This is a genomic window from Candidatus Igneacidithiobacillus taiwanensis, assembly GCF_031962545.1.
Taxonomy (GTDB): domain Bacteria; phylum Pseudomonadota; class Gammaproteobacteria; order Acidithiobacillales; family Acidithiobacillaceae; genus Igneacidithiobacillus; species Igneacidithiobacillus taiwanensis.
Genome location: NZ_JAVRKK010000001.1, coordinates 60,884 through 75,788, shown reverse-complemented (window position 1 = coordinate 75,788; position 14,905 = coordinate 60,884). Strand labels below are relative to the sequence as shown.

General features: G+C 60.3%; 18 protein-coding genes. 3 read left to right on the top strand and 15 right to left on the bottom strand.

Going from position 1 to position 14,905, the window contains the following annotated elements; genetic code table 11:
- Positions 1-24 precede the first annotated feature (24 nt).
- Positions 25-699, bottom strand: coding sequence for a RadC family protein (gene radC / locus RTI30_RS00400; protein WP_312261568.1), 675 nt, complete (start codon positions 697-699; stop codon positions 25-27).
- A 55-nt stretch (positions 700-754) separates the two neighbouring features.
- Here radC and coaBC point away from each other — a divergent pair, with 55 nt between their 5' ends.
- Genes coaBC through RTI30_RS00385 form a run of 3 tightly spaced genes read left to right on the top strand, consistent with a single transcriptional unit; the run spans position 755 to position 2,977 of the window.
- Complete coding sequence (gene coaBC / locus RTI30_RS00395; protein WP_312261567.1) at positions 755-1,960, top strand: bifunctional phosphopantothenoylcysteine decarboxylase/phosphopantothenate--cysteine ligase CoaBC; 1,206 nt, start codon at positions 755-757, stop codon at positions 1,958-1,960.
- A gap of 1 nt (position 1,961) precedes the next feature.
- Complete coding sequence (dut, locus tag RTI30_RS00390; protein WP_312261565.1) at positions 1,962-2,414, top strand: dUTP diphosphatase; 453 nt, start codon at positions 1,962-1,964, stop codon at positions 2,412-2,414.
- Complete coding sequence (locus RTI30_RS00385) at positions 2,414-2,977, top strand: YqhA family protein (RefSeq protein ID WP_312261563.1); 564 nt, start codon at positions 2,414-2,416, stop codon at positions 2,975-2,977. The genes dut and RTI30_RS00385 overlap by 1 nt, the downstream gene beginning before the upstream one ends.
- Here the strand turns inward: RTI30_RS00385 and dcd are convergent.
- From dcd to RTI30_RS00315, 14 genes are all read right to left on the bottom strand, one after another.
- Positions 2,974-3,540, bottom strand: a complete 567-nt coding sequence (gene dcd / locus RTI30_RS00380) for a dCTP deaminase (protein WP_312261561.1) — start codon at positions 3,538-3,540, stop codon at positions 2,974-2,976. The genes RTI30_RS00385 and dcd overlap by 4 nt on opposite strands.
- A 12-nt stretch (positions 3,541-3,552) precedes the next feature.
- Entirely contained in the window at positions 3,553-4,629 is a 1,077-nt protein-coding gene (gene apbC, locus RTI30_RS00375) for an iron-sulfur cluster carrier protein ApbC (protein WP_312261559.1), read from the bottom strand.
- 30 nt (positions 4,630-4,659) lie between these two features.
- Entirely contained in the window at positions 4,660-4,968 is a 309-nt protein-coding gene (locus RTI30_RS00370) for an antibiotic biosynthesis monooxygenase family protein (protein WP_312261558.1), read from the bottom strand.
- 24 nt (positions 4,969-4,992) lie between these two features.
- The gene (gene dapB / locus RTI30_RS00365) at positions 4,993-5,817 is read right to left on the bottom strand and encodes a 4-hydroxy-tetrahydrodipicolinate reductase (RefSeq protein ID WP_312261557.1); all 825 of its coding nucleotides are present in this window, start codon (positions 5,815-5,817) and stop codon (positions 4,993-4,995) included.
- 1 nt (position 5,818) lies between these two features.
- Positions 5,819-6,949: a molecular chaperone DnaJ gene (gene dnaJ, locus RTI30_RS00360; RefSeq protein ID WP_312261556.1), complete on the bottom strand. Its 1,131-nt coding sequence runs from the start codon at positions 6,947-6,949 to the stop codon at positions 5,819-5,821.
- A gap of 65 nt (positions 6,950-7,014) precedes the next feature.
- Positions 7,015-8,919: a molecular chaperone DnaK gene (dnaK, locus tag RTI30_RS00355; protein ID WP_312261555.1), complete on the bottom strand. Its 1,905-nt coding sequence runs from the start codon at positions 8,917-8,919 to the stop codon at positions 7,015-7,017.
- Positions 8,920-8,969: 50 nt separating this feature from the next.
- Positions 8,970-9,491, bottom strand: a complete 522-nt coding sequence (locus RTI30_RS00350; protein WP_312261554.1) for a nucleotide exchange factor GrpE — start codon at positions 9,489-9,491, stop codon at positions 8,970-8,972.
- 55 nt (positions 9,492-9,546) lie between these two features.
- A complete protein-coding gene (gene hrcA / locus RTI30_RS00345) occupies positions 9,547-10,581 on the bottom strand; it encodes a heat-inducible transcriptional repressor HrcA (protein ID WP_312261553.1) in 1,035 nt (344 codons plus the stop codon).
- 78 nt (positions 10,582-10,659) lie between these two features.
- A complete protein-coding gene (gene rpmG / locus RTI30_RS00340) occupies positions 10,660-10,815 on the bottom strand; it encodes a 50S ribosomal protein L33 (RefSeq protein WP_312261552.1) in 156 nt (51 codons plus the stop codon).
- Positions 10,816-10,825: 10 nt separating this feature from the next.
- Positions 10,826-11,062: a 50S ribosomal protein L28 gene (gene rpmB / locus RTI30_RS00335; protein WP_312261551.1), complete on the bottom strand. Its 237-nt coding sequence runs from the start codon at positions 11,060-11,062 to the stop codon at positions 10,826-10,828.
- 85 nt (positions 11,063-11,147) lie between these two features.
- Positions 11,148-12,062, bottom strand: a complete 915-nt coding sequence (locus RTI30_RS00330) for a CorA family divalent cation transporter (RefSeq protein WP_312261550.1) — start codon at positions 12,060-12,062, stop codon at positions 11,148-11,150.
- 9 nt (positions 12,063-12,071) lie between these two features.
- Positions 12,072-13,100 (bottom strand): CorA family divalent cation transporter, encoded by a 1,029-nt coding sequence (locus RTI30_RS00325; protein ID WP_312261548.1) that lies wholly within the window; start codon positions 13,098-13,100, stop codon positions 12,072-12,074.
- Positions 13,010-13,945: a magnesium transporter CorA family protein gene (locus RTI30_RS00320; RefSeq protein WP_312261546.1), complete on the bottom strand. Its 936-nt coding sequence runs from the start codon at positions 13,943-13,945 to the stop codon at positions 13,010-13,012. The genes RTI30_RS00325 and RTI30_RS00320 overlap by 91 nt, the downstream gene beginning before the upstream one ends.
- Complete coding sequence (locus RTI30_RS00315; protein WP_312283309.1) at positions 13,942-14,802, bottom strand: magnesium transporter CorA family protein; 861 nt, start codon at positions 14,800-14,802, stop codon at positions 13,942-13,944. The genes RTI30_RS00320 and RTI30_RS00315 overlap by 4 nt, the downstream gene beginning before the upstream one ends.
- Positions 14,803-14,905: the final 103 nt, after the last annotated feature.

Genomic DNA, 14,905 nt, shown 5'->3' with positions numbered 1-14,905 from the left:
GCAAAACCACCGTAAGCCTCGTCCTCACCAGCCTCCCGCTTCGCGCAGCGACAGGGGTTCTCCTTCACCAACAATGAAGTGATCGAGCAAGCGTAGTTCGAGCAGGCGCAAGGCGTCTTCGAGGCGCCGGGTGAGCTGCAAATCCGCAGCGCTGGGCTCCTTCACTCCCGAGGGATGGTTGTGGGCGACGATGAGGGCGGCGGCATTCAGCTCCAATGCCCGCTTGGCGATTTCGCGGACGTAGACATTGGCGCTGTCGATGGTGCCCTGGAACATCTCTTCAAAGCGCAGTACCCGATGGCGCTGGTCGAGAAAGACCACGGCAAAGATCTCGCGGCTGCGATCGCGCAGAGTCGAGCGCAGATACTCGGCAACCCGCCGCGGCGACTCCAGGGCCTCACCGCGGCTCCAGCTCTCGGCCAAGTGACGACGTGCCATCTCGAGTACCGCCTGCAACTGCGCAAACTTGGCCGGCCCAAGGCCATGCTCGGCGCAAAAGGCCTCGCTTTGCGCAGTTAGCAAGCCGCGTAGGCCACCAAACCGTTGTAACACGTCGCGCGCCAGGTCGACCGCGCTTTTGCCGCGCACGCCAACGCGCAGAAAGATAGCCAACAATTCGGCGTCGGAGAGGCTTTGCGCCCCCTGCGCCAAGAGACGTTCCCGCGGGCGCTCGCCGGCGGGCCAATCGGAAATAGCCATATGCTCCCTCTTTTTCGTATGCTAGCAAATTGATTGTAGCGAAAAGAGCGCCGCCATGGACCCGTTGACGGGCAAAAAAATTCTGCTGTTGATCGGCGGCAGCATCGCCGCTTACAAAACGCCGGAGTTGATTCGCTTGCTGCGCGCGGCAGGTGCCGAATTACGTGTTGCCCTGAGCCCGCACGCCAGCGACTTCGTTGCGCCGCTGGCGCTGCAGGCGGTGAGTGGCCACGCCGCACGCCAGTCGCTCTTTTCTCCGGCAGAAGAAGCGGCCATGGACCATATTGCCCTGGCGCGCTGGGCCGATGCCCTGCTCTACGCGCCCGTCTCGGCAGCCGGCCTCGCCCGCCTTGCCCAAGGCCTTGCTGAAGACTTGCCCGGGGCCATTGTACTGGCCAGCCGCGCTCCCCTCTTTCTTGCCCCGGCAATGAATACGGCAATGTGGGAGCATCCCGCCACCCAGCGCAATCTGCGGCAATTGGCTGCCGATGGGGCACAGATTCTGGAACCCGGCAGCGGCAGCCTCGCTTGCGGTGAAACCGGCAGCGGCCGGCTGATGGAGCTCGAGCAGATCGTCGATCGACTGCGGCTGGCCCTTGCCCCGCATCCTTGGCTGGGCTGGCGCGTGCTCGTTACGGCTGGTCCTACCTGGGAGGCCTGGGATCCCGTGCGCGGCCTCAGCAACCGCGCAAGCGGCCGGCAAGGATATGCTCTGGCGCAAGCGGCGGCCGAGCGCGGCGCCCGCGTAACCTTGGTGAGTGGGCCAACTTGCCTGCCCTGCCCCACCGGGGTGGAGCGCATTGCCGTTACCTCGGCACAGGAGATGCTGCAGGTGTGCCAGGGCCTTGTGCAAAGAGAAAACATCGATCTCTTGATCGCCAATGCCGCCGTGGCCGATCACCGACCCGCCACCATCCTGACCCACAAACAGCCCAAGCAGGAACTGCCCGCCCAACTGGCCCTGGCTGCCAATCCAGATATCGTCAAAACCCTACACGAAGATCCGCAAGCCCCGCGCCGAATCCTCGCCTTTGCCGCCGAGACCCACGCCGACGAGGAACGAGCCGTAGCGAAACTGCGCGCCAAAGGGGCAGACTTTGCGGCGCTCAACGACCTGCGGGGCGGCGCCATGGGTACGGAAGAGAATGCCATCGTTTTGGTCAGCCCGCGGCAGCGCTGGGTACTACCGCGCCAGCCCAAGCTCGACCTCGCCCGCGCCTTGTTGCATCATCTCGACTCGGAAATTGGGGAGAGTGACTGACATGGAGAAATTGGCAATCCGCATTCTGGATCCACGCCTGGGCACGGAGTGGCCCCTGCCGCAGTATGCCAGTGCCGCGGCGGCGGGAATGGACCTGCGTGCCTGTATCGACAGTCCCCTCTCCCTGGCGCCGGGGCAGGCGGCGCTGGTCTCGGCCGGCTTTGCCATGCATATCGGCAACGCCAACGTGGGTGCCCTGCTCCTGCCGCGGTCCGGTCTGGGTCATCGTGGTTTGGTCCTTGGCAATCTCGTCGGTCTGATCGATGCCGACTACCAAGGGCCAGTAAAGATCTCTCTCTGGAACCGCAGCCACGAGCCCCTGGAAATTGCCGTCGGCGAGCGGGTGGCGCAGATGATCCTGGTGCCGGTTTTGCGCCCGGCGCTGCAGGTAGTGGAGGAGTTTGCCGCTACCGAGCGCGGCGATGGTGGTTTTGGTAGCACCGGAAAACAGTAATGAAGATTCTTATGGAAAAAATCGAGGCGATTTTCGAGTGGCTGCTCTGGAACAGCCGCTTTGCCGTGCTCTTTGCCGTCGTTGCCAGCCTCTTGGTGGCCTTTGCCGTCTTTTTCATGACCTCCTACGATGCCTGGCAGCTGGTCAGCCACATCTTTACCTACGCCAGCCCGCAAATGACCAGCGAGGCCCGCTCTGCCTTTCATCTAGAAGTGGTGGCGCACGCCGTGAGCATCGTCGATGGCTACCTGCTGGCCACCATCCTGCTGATCTTCTCTCTGGGCCTCTATGAGCTCTTCATCAGCAAAATCGATGTGGCGGGCGAGGCCAAGGGCTCGCGGGTGTTATTCATTCGTAGTCTGGATGACCTCAAGGACCGCTTGGCCAAGGTCATCTTGATGATTCTGATCGTGAGCTTTTTCGAGCGCTCCCTGTCGATGCACGTCGGCAATTTTCTTGACCTGCTCTATCTTGCCCTGGGGATTGCCCTCGTCGCCCTGGCCCTTTACCTCACCCACAAGGGCGGACACCCGAGCGCCCAAGACGATACCAGCGAACACTAGGTGCGCGGCAGGGTAACCCCGCGCTGGCGCTGGTACTTACCGCCACGGTCGGCGTAGGAGACCTCACAAACTTCGTCGGACTCGAGGAAAAGCACCTGCGCCACGCCTTCGTTGGCGTAGATCTTTGCCGGTAGCGGGGTGGTGTTGGAAAACTCCAGGGTCACATGCCCCTCCCATTCTGGCTCGAAGGGGGTGACATTGACGATGATGCCGCAGCGGGCGTAGGTGGACTTACCGAGGCAGATGGTGAGCACATTGCGCGGAATGCGAAAATACTCAACTGTGCGCGCCAGGGCAAAGGAATTGGGGGGAATGACGCAGGTGTCGCCACTGAACTCGACGAAGGAATCCTCGCTGAAGTTTTTGGGGTCGACGATGACGCTGCGCACATTGGTAAAGACCTTGAATTCGCCCGCACAACGGATGTCGTAGCCGTAGGAGGAGAGCCCGTAGGAGATGATCGGCTCCCCCTCCACCTGCCGAATCTGCTGCGCTACGAAGGGTTCGATCATGCCCTTTTCCTCGGCCATTTGCCGAATCCAGCGGTCGGATTTGATGGCCATAGGGGGCAGCTCCTAGCGATTCTCGATGACGATTTTGGGGAATTTATGGCTATGGTCGACGGCCTGTAGGGCGACTCGTCCCGCCACGTGCCGTGCCAGTTCGCGGTAGATCTTGGCGAGCTGCGAATCCGGGGCTGCCACTACCGTCGGGGCGCCATTGTCGGCCTCGTCGCGGATACGGCGGTCGAGGGGCACCGCGCCGAGAAATTCCACCCCATACTGTTCTGCCATCGATGCCCCACCGCCGTGGCCGAAGATGTCGTCCTCATTGCCGCACTTGGGGCAAATGTAGAAGCTCATGTTTTCGATGATGCCGAGAATCGGTACCCCCACCTTCTCAAACATCTTCAAGCCCTTGCGCGCATCGAGCAGAGCAATATCTTGCGGCGTGGTGACGATGACGGCACCAGAAACCGGCACCTTCTGCGCCAGGGTGAGCTGGGTATCGCCAGTGCCCGGCGGCAGGTCGATGACCAGATAGTCGAGTTCGCCCCAGCGGGTGTCCGACAAGAGCTGCTCCAGGGCCTGCATGACCATCGGCCCGCGCCAGACCATGGGAGTTTCCTCGTCGATGAGGAACCCAATGGACATCGCCTTGATGCCATGCCCTTCCATGGGCTCCATCTTTTTGCCGTCTTTGCTGGTCGGCTTGCCTTCGATACCCAGCATCCGCGGTTGACTCGGGCCGTAGATGTCGGCGTCGAGCATGCCCACCTGCGCCCCGTCTTGGGCAAGGGCCAGAGCCAGATTGACGGCGGTGGTGGACTTGCCCACACCGCCCTTGCCCGAGGCGACGGCGATGATGTTTTTGATGCCTTCGAGCAATTTCACGCCGCGCTGGGCCTGATGGGTTTGGATGCGGTGGGTGATCTCCAGCTCTGGGCGAATGCCGGTGTGCTTGTGCACGGCATCGGCAATCTCGGCGCCAAGTCGGGCTGCAACGCCGTGCGACGGATAGGGCAGCTCGATGCGTATCTTTTGCCCATCAACGGACTTGAGCACGCCGGCGCTGGCAAGATCCTTACCGAGATAGGGATCCTGCACCTGCGCAAGGACCTCTTCCACCTGACTTTTTTGCAACTCTGCCATGGGATGCCGCCTTTTTTGTGGGGACCGCGCTCAACCAGCCGCGATGATGACTTCGTGCTGCTCGAGACCGCCGCCCTCGCCAAAGGCTTCCTTGGGGAGAGGATTTTGGTGCGCCGCCTTGAAGTCGTCGCTACGCAGCCAGGCCTCGAAGGCGGCCTTGTTCTCCCAATGGGTAAGAACCACGTACATGCCTTTTTCGTCGACGGGGCGGAGAATTTCCATGCGGACGAAACCTGCTTGCTTTTCGACTTCGCCAGCGCGTTTGCGAAAGCGCTCTTCAAATTCGGCACGATACTCCGCTTTGACCGGTACTCGATTCGCTACCACGTATTGCATCATCGCCTCCAGTAGTCTGCCTTTGTGTCATTCTACGCCGGGGTGTGGGCGCAGACCAAGGACATCTTGCATGTCGTAGAGTCCTGCCTTTTGCCCCTGCAGCCAGCGTGCCGCGCGCAGGGCGCCCTCGGCAAAATTGCGCCGGCTGCTGGCGCGGTGGGTGAGCTCCAAACGCTCTCCGGCACCCGCCAACCAGATGCTGTGTTCACCAACCACGTCGGCGGCACGCAGGGTGGCAAAGCCAATGCTGCCGGGCTGCCGGGGGCCGGGAATGCCGTTGCGATCGTAGCAGGCGAGCTCGTCGAGTTGCCCTTGTCGTCCCGCCGCCGCGGCGCGCCCCAGGGCCAGGGCAGTGCCCGAGGGGGCATCGCGCTTTTGGCTGTGGTGCGCCTCGAGAATCTCGATGTCGTACGACTCCCCCAGGGCGGCCACCATCTGCGGCAGAAAAGCGAGCAACACGTTGATGCCAACACTCATGTTGGGTGCCACAACGAGGGGAATGCGCTGCGCCAGTTGCTGGATTTCTTGTACCTGCGCGGGGGTGAAACCCGTACTCCCGACAACGACGGGGCAACCGACAGCAGCGGCGGCATGCAGGTGCGCCAGGGCGGCATCGGCAGGACTAAAATCGATGCAAACATCCGCGAGCGTCAGCGCCGCCGACAAGTCGACCGAGACCGGCACATCGAGGTTACGGCCACCTGCCAAGCGCCCGGCGTCCTCGCCCAAGTACGCCGCTCCCGGCCGCCCCAGTGCCGCCACCAGTTGCAAGTCTGCCTGCTCGGTGAGGGCGGCAATGATAGCCTTACCCATCTTTCCCGCCGCAGCCGTCACGGCAACGCGAATCGTCATCTCAAATCCCCATCCGCTCGAAGAAGTCCTTGGCTTTGGCCCACCAACTTTCTTGCTGGGGATGCTGCGCTGCCCCCCCTGCCTCGGCGGCAAATTCCTGCAACAGTTCTTTCTGCCGCTCGCTGAGCTTGACCGGCACTTCTACCTGCAGACGACAGTGGAGATCCCCTGCCATACGGCTGCGGACCCCCTGAATACCCTTGCCGCGCAACCGAAAAACCGTGCCCGACTGGGTGCCGGCAGGAATCTGAATTTTGGCACGACCACTGAGGGTGGGCACCTCGAGCTCACCGCCCAAGGCCATGGTGGTAAAGCTGACGGGAACCGAGCAATGCAGGTCGTCGCCGTCGCGCTCAAAAAGACTGTGGGCACGCACCTGGATCTCGACGTAGAGATCACCGGGGGAACCGCCGCGTTCGCCTGCTTCTCCCTCGCCGCTCAGGCGAATGCGATCGCCGGTGTCGACACCTGCGGGAATCTTCACCTCGATCCGCCGATTTTTCTTGACTCGTCCCTGGCCCTTACAGACCCTGCAGGGGGTTTTGATGACCTTGCCGGAACCACCACAGCTGGGGCAAGGGCGAGTTACCGAGAAAAAGCCTTGGGCCATGCGTACCTGACCGTGCCCATTACAAGTGCGGCATTCTTCCACCGCGCTGCCAGGCTCAGCACCGCTGCCCTTACACGCCTCGCAGAGCACCGTGCTGGGGATTTCGAGCTCGACGGTCTTACCGGTAGCCGCCTCTTCCAGGCTCAAATCGAGACGATAGCGCAGATCGCTACCGCGACCCGGATCCTGCTGAAAACCAAAACCGCCGCGGGTGAACTGTTCAAAAATGTCACCAAAAATGTCACTAAAGCCAGCGCCGCCAAAGCCACCAAAGCCGCTCCCCCCACCTGCGCCGCCCTGTACGCCGGCATGACCAAATTGATCGTAAGCACGCCGTTTTTGCGGATCAGAGAGAACCTCGTAGGCTTCGTTGATTTCCTTGAAGCGCTCTTCGGCGCTGCTGTCACCCGGGTTGCGGTCCGGATGGTAACGCATCGCCAGTCGTCGGTAGGATTTTTTGAGCTCCCCATCGTCTACCGAACGCGAGACCTCGAGTATTTCGTAATAATCCCGTTTGCTCATACTATTTTTCCCAAAAACAGGCGAGGGCAGGGATATTCCCCTGCCCTCTGCGGCGGATCAAGACGTCACTTCTTGTCGACTTCCTCGAATTCGGCCTCGACCACATCATCGGCGCCCGCCTGTTTAGCACTGCTGGCTTCGGCAGGCCCAGCCTGTTCACCGGGTCCGGCATGCTGGACCAATTCGGACATGGCCGCCATCAGGGTCGCTACCGCGCCCTTGATGGCCTCGGTGTCCTCGCCCTTGGCTGCTGCCTCGACGGCAGCGATGGCACTCTCGACCTTGGCTTTGACGTCGGCTGGGGCACTGGCATGCTCGCTCAGGGCCTTGCGCGCCCCATGCACGCTGCCGTCGGCCTCATTGCGTGCCTCGATCAGCGCCCGCGCCTTCTTGTCCTCAGCGGCGTTGGCCTCGGCCTCCTTGATCATGCGCTGAATCTCCGCCTCGGAAAGCCCGGAGCTCGCGGTGATCTTGATCGACTGCTCCTTGTTGGTCTCCTTATCCTTGGCAGATACGTGCAGGATACCGTTGGCATCGATGTCGAAGGTAACTTCGATTTGCGGCATGCCGCGCGGTGCCGGACGGATATCGGTTAGATCGAAACGCGCCAGCGACTTGTTATCCCGCGCCAGCTCCCGCTCGCCCTGCAACACGTGCACCGTCACCGCCGACTGGTTGTCTTCGGCGGTAGAAAAGATCTGTGACTTGCGCGTCGGGATGGTCGTGTTCTTTTCGATCAGCTTGGTCATCACCCCGCCCAAGGTCTCGATACCCAAAGACAAGGGCGTGACGTCCATCAGCAGCACGTCTTTCTTCTCGCCGGAGAGCACCGCTCCCTGCACCGCCGCGCCGATGGCCACGGCCTCGTCGGGATTGACGTCTTTGCGCGGCTCTTTGCCGAAGAATTCCTTTACCTTCTCCTGCACCTTGGGCATGCGCGTCTGACCGCCCACCAGAATCACATCGGAGATCTGGCTGGAGGAAAGATCGGCATCCTTCATCGCTATCTTACAAGGCGCCATACTACGGTCGATCAGATCCTCCACCAAGGATTCGAGCTTGGCCCGAGTCAGTTTCATGTTGAGATGCTTGGGACCCGACTGGTCGGCGGTGATGAAGGGCAGATTGACGTCGGTCTGCGCCGAGGACGACAGCTCGATCTTGGCCTTTTCCGCGGCTTCCTTGAGGCGCTGCATGGCCAAGCGGTCATTGCGCAGATCGATCCCCGACTCGGCCTTGAAGGAGTCGGCCAAGTAATTGATGATCCGATTGTCGAAGTCGCCACCGCCGAGAAAGGTGTCGCCGTTGGTAGAGAGCACTTCGAACTGATGCTCACCATCCATCTCCGCAATCTCGATGATGGAGATATCGAAGGTGCCACCACCCAGATCGTAGACCGCAACCTTGCTGTCGCCGGGGTTCTTGTCTTCACCAAAGGCCAGGGCTGCTGCCGTGGGCTCGTTGATGATGCGCTTCACCTCGAGACCGGCAATGCGTCCGGCATCCTTGGTCGCCTGACGCTGGGCATCGTTGAAGTATGCGGGAACGGTAATGACCGCCTGGCTGACGGTTTCACCGAGATAATCTTCTGCCGTCTTCTTCATTTTCTGCAGGATGTAGGCAGAAATCTGCTGTGGCGAATAACTCTTGCCGCGCACCTCGACCCAAGCATCGCCGTTGTCGGATTTGACGATTTTATAGGGGACGTGTTTCATGTCCTTTTGTACTTCCGGATCGTCAAACTTCCGACCGATCAGTCGCTTGACTTCATAGATGGTATTTTCAGGATTGGTTACCGCCTGCCGCTTGGCTGCTTCGCCGACGAGTACCTCGCCATCTTCACTAAAAGCGACGATGGACGGCGTAGTGCGCTTACCCTCACTGTTTTCGATCACCTTGACCTTGTCGCCTTCCATGACGGCGACGCAGGAGTTGGTAGTCCCCAAATCGATACCAATTACTTTTGCCATTCTTGCAATCTCCTAAATCAATTCCGAATTCGATGAGCCTTTGGCGTTCGTCACTGCGGCTTGGCGGCTTTCGATACCGATACCATGCTTGGCCGCAAGAGGCGATCATGAATCAAATACCCTTTCTGGTGCACGGCGAGAACGCGGTTCGCTTCGCCGGGATCCTCCACCATCGCAATCGCTTGATGCAGATTGGGATCAAAGCGATCGTTTTCAAGCTCTACGGGACGGATCCCCGCCTTGGCCAAGGCCGCCACAAAGAGGTGCAAGGTATTCTCGATGCCCTGACGTAACTGCGTCATGGCTTGGTCGCCCTCAGACGGTGTCGCCAATGCCAACTCCAGGCTATCGATCACGGGTAGCAGCTCACGGGCAAAGCGCTCGACGGCATAGTTGCGTGCATCGTCAATCTGCCTTTCCATACGCTTGCGCAAGTTGTCCTGATCGGCCAGGGCGCGCAGATAGTCGTTGCGCAGCTTTTCCGCCTCGTCCTGCCAGTTCACCTCGGGATTCGTTTCGGCACCTGCAGCGGATTCTTCGGGGGCCTGCGCGTCTACTTCTGTTTCACTCATAGGAACCTTCCTCCAGCTTCGTCCCACCGGTAGATGGGGCAAGGAACAACCAATTTCAAGAGGAAAGCCACTCACCCTGAGAAAGCGCTTGGCCGAGAAGCCGTGCCGTACCATCCACCAGAGGAATGATGTCTTGATAAGGCATACGCATGGGACCGAGCACACCAATCACGCCAACCAACTCGCCGTCGATCTGGTAGGGGGCGGAGATGAGAGTGAAATCGCTGAGCGGTGCCAAACCGGACTCGCCACCAATGAAAAGGCGCACGCCGCTACTCAGCAAGCTCTGGTCGAGGAGCATGACCAACTCGCGCTTTTGCCGCACCACCGAAAGTAGCTCACGCAGGCGCTCACTGGCGGCAAGATCCGGGAGATTGAGGAGTTGTAGCTCTCCCTCGACCAACATGCGCTCCTGGTCGGCGGCAAGCATCTCCTTGCCGAGCTCCATGGCATTGCGCAAGATGGCATCCATTTCAGCGCGCGACTGCCGCAGATCTTCTTCGAGGAGAGCAATGACTTCCTGCAAAGGTCGGCCGCCGTAGCTGGCGTTGAAACGATTGGCCGCCTGGGTGAGGGCAGCGGCGCTCAGGGGCTCCGCGACGCGAATCAGGCGATTTTCGACTTCGCCCTTGTCGGTCACAAAGATCGCCAAGACCTCGCGCTCACGCAGGGCGATGAAATCCACATGACGCAAGGTCTGGTTGGCTCGCTTGGGAACGCGGATGAAGCCAACCATACGGGTCATTTGCGAGAGGGCCTCGGTGGCCGCATGCAAAACCTCTTCGGCATCGGGCAAGTGCGCACCGATACGCTGCAAGAGTAAGCGGCGCGAGGCCCCGGAGAGGGGCCCAACGTGGATCAGGGAGTCGACGAAGAAACGATAGCCGCTGGGTGTTGGAATGCGCCCAGCAGAGGTATGCGGGGAAATGACATAACCGGCGTCTTCGAGATCGGCCACGACGTTGCGTACCGTGGCCGGACTAATGGCAAGGCCTGCGTCGCGAGCCAGTTGGCGACTGCCAACCGGCTGGCCGCTGTTGATATGCTGCTCGATGAGAGATTTCAGTAAATGGCGGGCACGCGCATCCATGATCCAAGGTCTCCAGGACACGCCCACTCCGGGCGTTTTTTGGCACTCTACCGCAGGGAGTGCCAAGAGGCCAGAGAATTACTTGATCTTATCTTCCCGGTAAGCGACGTGTTTGCGCGCCTTGGGGTCGTACTTCGTAAACTGCAGCTTATCCGGGGTATTCTTCTTGTTTTTGGTGGTGGTGTAGAAGTGCCCGGTACCTGCCGTCGAAACCAGCTTGATCTTGTCACGCATCGTTCAGTCCTCAGATCTTTTCGCCGGCAGCGCGCAGGTCTGCCAGAACGACATCGATTCCCTTCTTGTCGATGGTGCGAATTGCCTGGGTGCTCACCCGCAGCCGCACCCAACGATTCTCGCTTGCCACCCAAAAACGCTTGTATTGCAGATTGGGAAGAAAGCGCCGACGCGTCTTGTTGTTAGCGTGGGACACGTTGTTCCCCGCCATGGGCTTTTTGCCCGTTACCTTGCAAACTCTGGACATGACCACTATCCCCAACAGAAAGAGGCGCTTTATACCACGGTTCGCCCTGCCAATGCCAGTGCCCTGGCAGCTCGGTTTGGTGGGCTCAGCGCAGCCGCAGCCAGCCGATGCGGTAGAAGGTGAAAGCCGTGGCGAGCTCCACCGCGATCAAGCCGCTGACAATGGTAACAAAGGAATACGGCCAGTCGGGGATGGGACCGAGATCGACATTCATCGCCACGGCGCCGGGGATGAACAGGGGGATGGTCGCGAGGATGATCACCGCCGCCATGAACTTGAAGATATTGTTGACGTTGTTGTTGACCACATAGGTGTAGGCATTGAGCAGGCTGTTGATGGTTTCCTGCTCGGTGTCGACCTGCTCCCGCGCTTGCCGCAGCTCAATGCGGCTGTCTTCGTAGTGCTCGAGAAACTCGGCAGAGTCCCGGGGTAGCCAAGGACGTAGTTCCTCGAGCAGGTGTTCGATCTGCAAAAGACCGAGGCTCAGCTCGAGGAGACGGTCATTGACCTCGAGAGCCTCGTAGATGACGTGGACGGTCTGCGCCCGCCGCAGGTCTTGCTCGACCCTGACCACGTCTTGGCTAACGTCGCGGGACATGCGCACATAACGTCGGGCGATCTCGTGGACGATCTGCAGAACCACCTCGTAGCGCTTGCGCGGCGCTGCGGGATCGAGCAACGCATCGAGAAAGCGCACGGGTTCGTTGCTGAGGGTGACCAGATATCCGGGCACCAGGATCAGGGTCAGGGGGAGGAGGTCGAAGGTGCTGGAATGCGGGCCATGATGGTGCGGGACGGTAAACTGCAGGGCCAGGAAACCTTGCTCGCGCACGAAGGGGCGTGCCGGCTTGTCTTCCAGACGTCGGCGCAGGAAGGGCTCCGGCACGCCGAGATCCGCCGCTGCCTGGGTCAGTTCTTCGGCGGAGGGCGCAAGGAGATGCAACCAATCTCGGCAACGTCCGTTACCCGTGAGAAAAGCGCCCTCGACCCGTTTTAGCATGCGCTGCCCCTACATATCGAAGAAGCCATGTTTTCTTCCCCACCACGCGATATACACCGATGTCCCAAAGCCATAGGCCAACAAAAAGTACCAGGTAAACTTCCAATGACCGAGAGGTAGATGCACTTCCATATGGAAAGGCATGATCAGGGCGATGGGGATCATCAACAGCGCCAACCAGAGGGTCATCACCTTCATCACCGAATGCGAGTTGTTCTGCACGATGCCGGTGTAGCAGTTGGTAACGGCGGTGTAGCGCTCCCAGACGAGGCTAACGCCCTCTTCCACCCGCCGCAGTTCCGCCTGCAACTCCTCTAGAGGCGCGATCAGGGCGCTTTCTTCTTCGGCCTCGCGCAGCCAAGCACGCAGGGTATGGCCGAGATCGCGCAAAGAGACGACGAGATCCCCCATACTGCGATTGAGCTTGACGATTTCGCGCAACTCCCGGTTGGTCATGGCGTTACGTAGGGCGGCACGCAAGGTTTGCAGGCGGGCAACGATGCGTTGCGCCGCCAAATCATGACTGTGGATACAAACCAAAACCAAGCGGAGTAAGGCCTGCTCTCGAGACTCGGCAATGCTCATTTCCTCGAGTTCCTGCTGCAAGGGATCGAGGCTTGCCACCGGCGCCACCACCCACAGGCTAGCGGGCGCGACGATGACCGAGAGCGAGACCTCGAGGAGCCGCTCGATTCCGGCCTCGAGATCGCGTCGATCATGCACGTAGGGCAGGCGTAGATGCCAGACCTGCCCGGCGAAGAGCTCCAACCGTTGCGCCGCCTCCTCGTCGGGGCGCTGTAGGCGAAACCAGGCTTCCGGCAGCTGCAAGGCCCGGGCGTAGCCGCACCAGCCGTCATCGGCATCGGCTCCCAGTAGAAAACTCCCCTCCACCGGCGCGGTGGCAGGGAGTTGGGCAGGGTTAGGCCATACCGTCCACTGCCAGGGATTCAGATCCAATGCCGCCTCCGAAACCAGAGCACCGCCAACAGGGAAATCGAGAAGCTCCCGCCCATCAGGGTCGGCCAGGCGTAGGGCCAATGCTCCAAGGGTAAAGGCACATTCATGCCGTAAATGGTGGCCGTCGTCGCCGGGATGGCAATGATCACCGTCCAACCGGTGATGACTTTGAGGGTATTACTGATATTGGTCTGCAGAACCCCGCCGTAGGCATCCATCATATTGGTGACCGTCGAGGTATAGATTTCGGTCATGTCCCGCGCTTGCTGCAGATCGACGAGGGCATCGGCGAGATCCTCGGAATCTTCCTCGTCTTGGGTGATGATGGGCAACCGCAACAACTGCTGCAGCACGGCAATGTTGCCGCGCAAGGCGGAAGTAAAGCGGATGAGGACCTTGCTCAGGCTGAGCATACTGAAAAACTCGTCGTTGCTTTGCGAATGATGCAGGCGCTCCTCGGTATGGACGATTTCCTCGTTGATCACCTTGAGGGCATCAAGAAAGGCACTGGCCATGCGCTGGATCATTTCGACGGTCAACCAGCGCGGGTCGAGCTCGTCGACCTCCTCCGGCAACTGTGCCTCGATGGCGCGCAAGAGCGGCAATTCCTCCGAGCAAACGGTAAGGATTTCGTCACGCCCAAAGACGATGCCCAGGGGCAACACGGAAAAGCTCGGGCGACCGGAATCGGGGTCGGGGCGCGCTACCGGTATCTTGAGGATGACGAGGGCGTTATTGGCTTCCTTTTCGAGGCGCGGACGCTCATCAAGATCTTGTACGTCTTGAAAAAACTCCTCGTAGAGCTGAAAACGCTGGGTAAGCTCGGCAACCTGCTGCGGGTCGGGAGAGATGACACTGGTCCAGTGATAAGTACGCCGTCCCTCTCCACGCAGGGCGATGACCCGTGCGGCTCGCGAATTCTTCATAGCCAACCTCGCCGTTTGAAATGCACACTCATGACTAGGGAGATGCCGAAGGCGACGCCCATCGCCACCCAAGCCGTCCAATGGCTGTTTTGCTCCAGCAGGGGCACGTTGACGCCAAAGATGGTTGCCACCAGGCTTGGTACGTAGAGTACCAGGGCGAGCACCGTGAGGATTTTCAGACCATGATTGATGTTGATCTGCACCATGCCGGCGTAGGCATCCATCATGTCGCTTGCCGTGTTGGCGCTGATCTCGGCACGGTCGCGGGCATGCTGCAGGTCGGCAATGGCCAGGTTGAGGGCAGCACGATTGGCCTCATCCCAGCCCACGGCAGCGCTGCGCGAGACCTTGAAAATGGCCACGATGTTACTGGCCAGGGTAACGTAGAAGCGGGTTAGGGCCTTACTCAGGGCAAGCAGGGCGTAGAAGTCTTCGGTGCGCTGGGTTGCATCCAGCCGTGCCTCAACAACCAAGATTTCCTGCCGCAAACGGCCTACGGTACGTAGGTAGCTCGCCGCCAGCAGCTGCAGGAGCCAGATGAGGGTAACGCGCGGGTCCTGAAATTTGCGGGCATTCCACTCGCGCAAAAAGGGCCATTCCACCTCGCTAAAGGTCCACAACCGGTCTCCACCCCAGAGCAAGGCTAGCGGCCGGAGCACACACTCGGCGTCGACGCCCTCATTTCGCCAGGGAAATTGCATGACCAACAGCAGATACGAACCAACGCGCTCCAGGCGAGGGCTTTGATCTTGCTCGAGCAACTCATCGAAAAGATCTTCGGGCAGGTCGAGTTCTTGCAGCAGATTGGCGAGTACATCTGGCGACGGCGCCGGGTGATGGAACCAGAGCTGTCTCACGCCGCTGCTCGTCAGAATCGTACTCGCCATACGTCGCCACCCTTGCCGATCCGGCTGGTTTATAGCACAGGCAAAGCCGGCTGGGAAAGGGCAAAAATACTGA

Bases quoted from the DNA above. Each gene is read 5' to 3' on its own strand.
- dapB (WP_312261557.1), bottom strand. From the start codon at position 5,817: ATGACGATTCGCGTTGCCGTGACGGCTGCGGCGGGAAAGATGGGTAAG.
- dcd (WP_312261561.1), bottom strand. From the start codon at position 3,540: ATGGCCATCAAATCCGACCGCTGGATTCGGCAAATGGCCGAGGAAAAG.
- apbC (WP_312261559.1), bottom strand. From the start codon at position 4,629: ATGGCAGAGTTGCAAAAAAGTCAGGTGGAAGAGGTCCTTGCGCAGGTG.
- RTI30_RS00320 (WP_312261546.1), bottom strand. From the start codon at position 13,945: ATGAAGAATTCGCGAGCCGCACGGGTCATCGCCCTGCGTGGAGAGGGA.
- rpmB (WP_312261551.1), bottom strand. From the start codon at position 11,062: ATGTCCAGAGTTTGCAAGGTAACGGGCAAAAAGCCCATGGCGGGGAAC.
- hrcA (WP_312261553.1), bottom strand. From the start codon at position 10,581: ATGGATGCGCGTGCCCGCCATTTACTGAAATCTCTCATCGAGCAGCAT.
- dut (WP_312261565.1), top strand. From the start codon at position 1,962: ATGGAGAAATTGGCAATCCGCATTCTGGATCCACGCCTGGGCACGGAG.
- RTI30_RS00370 (WP_312261558.1), bottom strand. From the start codon at position 4,968: ATGATGCAATACGTGGTAGCGAATCGAGTACCGGTCAAAGCGGAGTAT.
- RTI30_RS00350 (WP_312261554.1), bottom strand. From the start codon at position 9,491: ATGAGTGAAACAGAAGTAGACGCGCAGGCCCCCGAAGAATCCGCTGCA.
- RTI30_RS00385 (WP_312261563.1), top strand. From the start codon at position 2,414: ATGAAGATTCTTATGGAAAAAATCGAGGCGATTTTCGAGTGGCTGCTC.
- dnaK (WP_312261555.1), bottom strand. From the start codon at position 8,919: ATGGCAAAAGTAATTGGTATCGATTTGGGGACTACCAACTCCTGCGTC.
- dnaJ (WP_312261556.1), bottom strand. From the start codon at position 6,949: ATGAGCAAACGGGATTATTACGAAATACTCGAGGTCTCGCGTTCGGTA.
- coaBC (WP_312261567.1), top strand. From the start codon at position 755: ATGGACCCGTTGACGGGCAAAAAAATTCTGCTGTTGATCGGCGGCAGC.
- RTI30_RS00330 (WP_312261550.1), bottom strand. From the start codon at position 12,062: ATGCTAAAACGGGTCGAGGGCGCTTTTCTCACGGGTAACGGACGTTGC.
- rpmG (WP_312261552.1), bottom strand. From the start codon at position 10,815: ATGCGTGACAAGATCAAGCTGGTTTCGACGGCAGGTACCGGGCACTTC.
- radC (WP_312261568.1), bottom strand. From the start codon at position 699: ATGGCTATTTCCGATTGGCCCGCCGGCGAGCGCCCGCGGGAACGTCTC.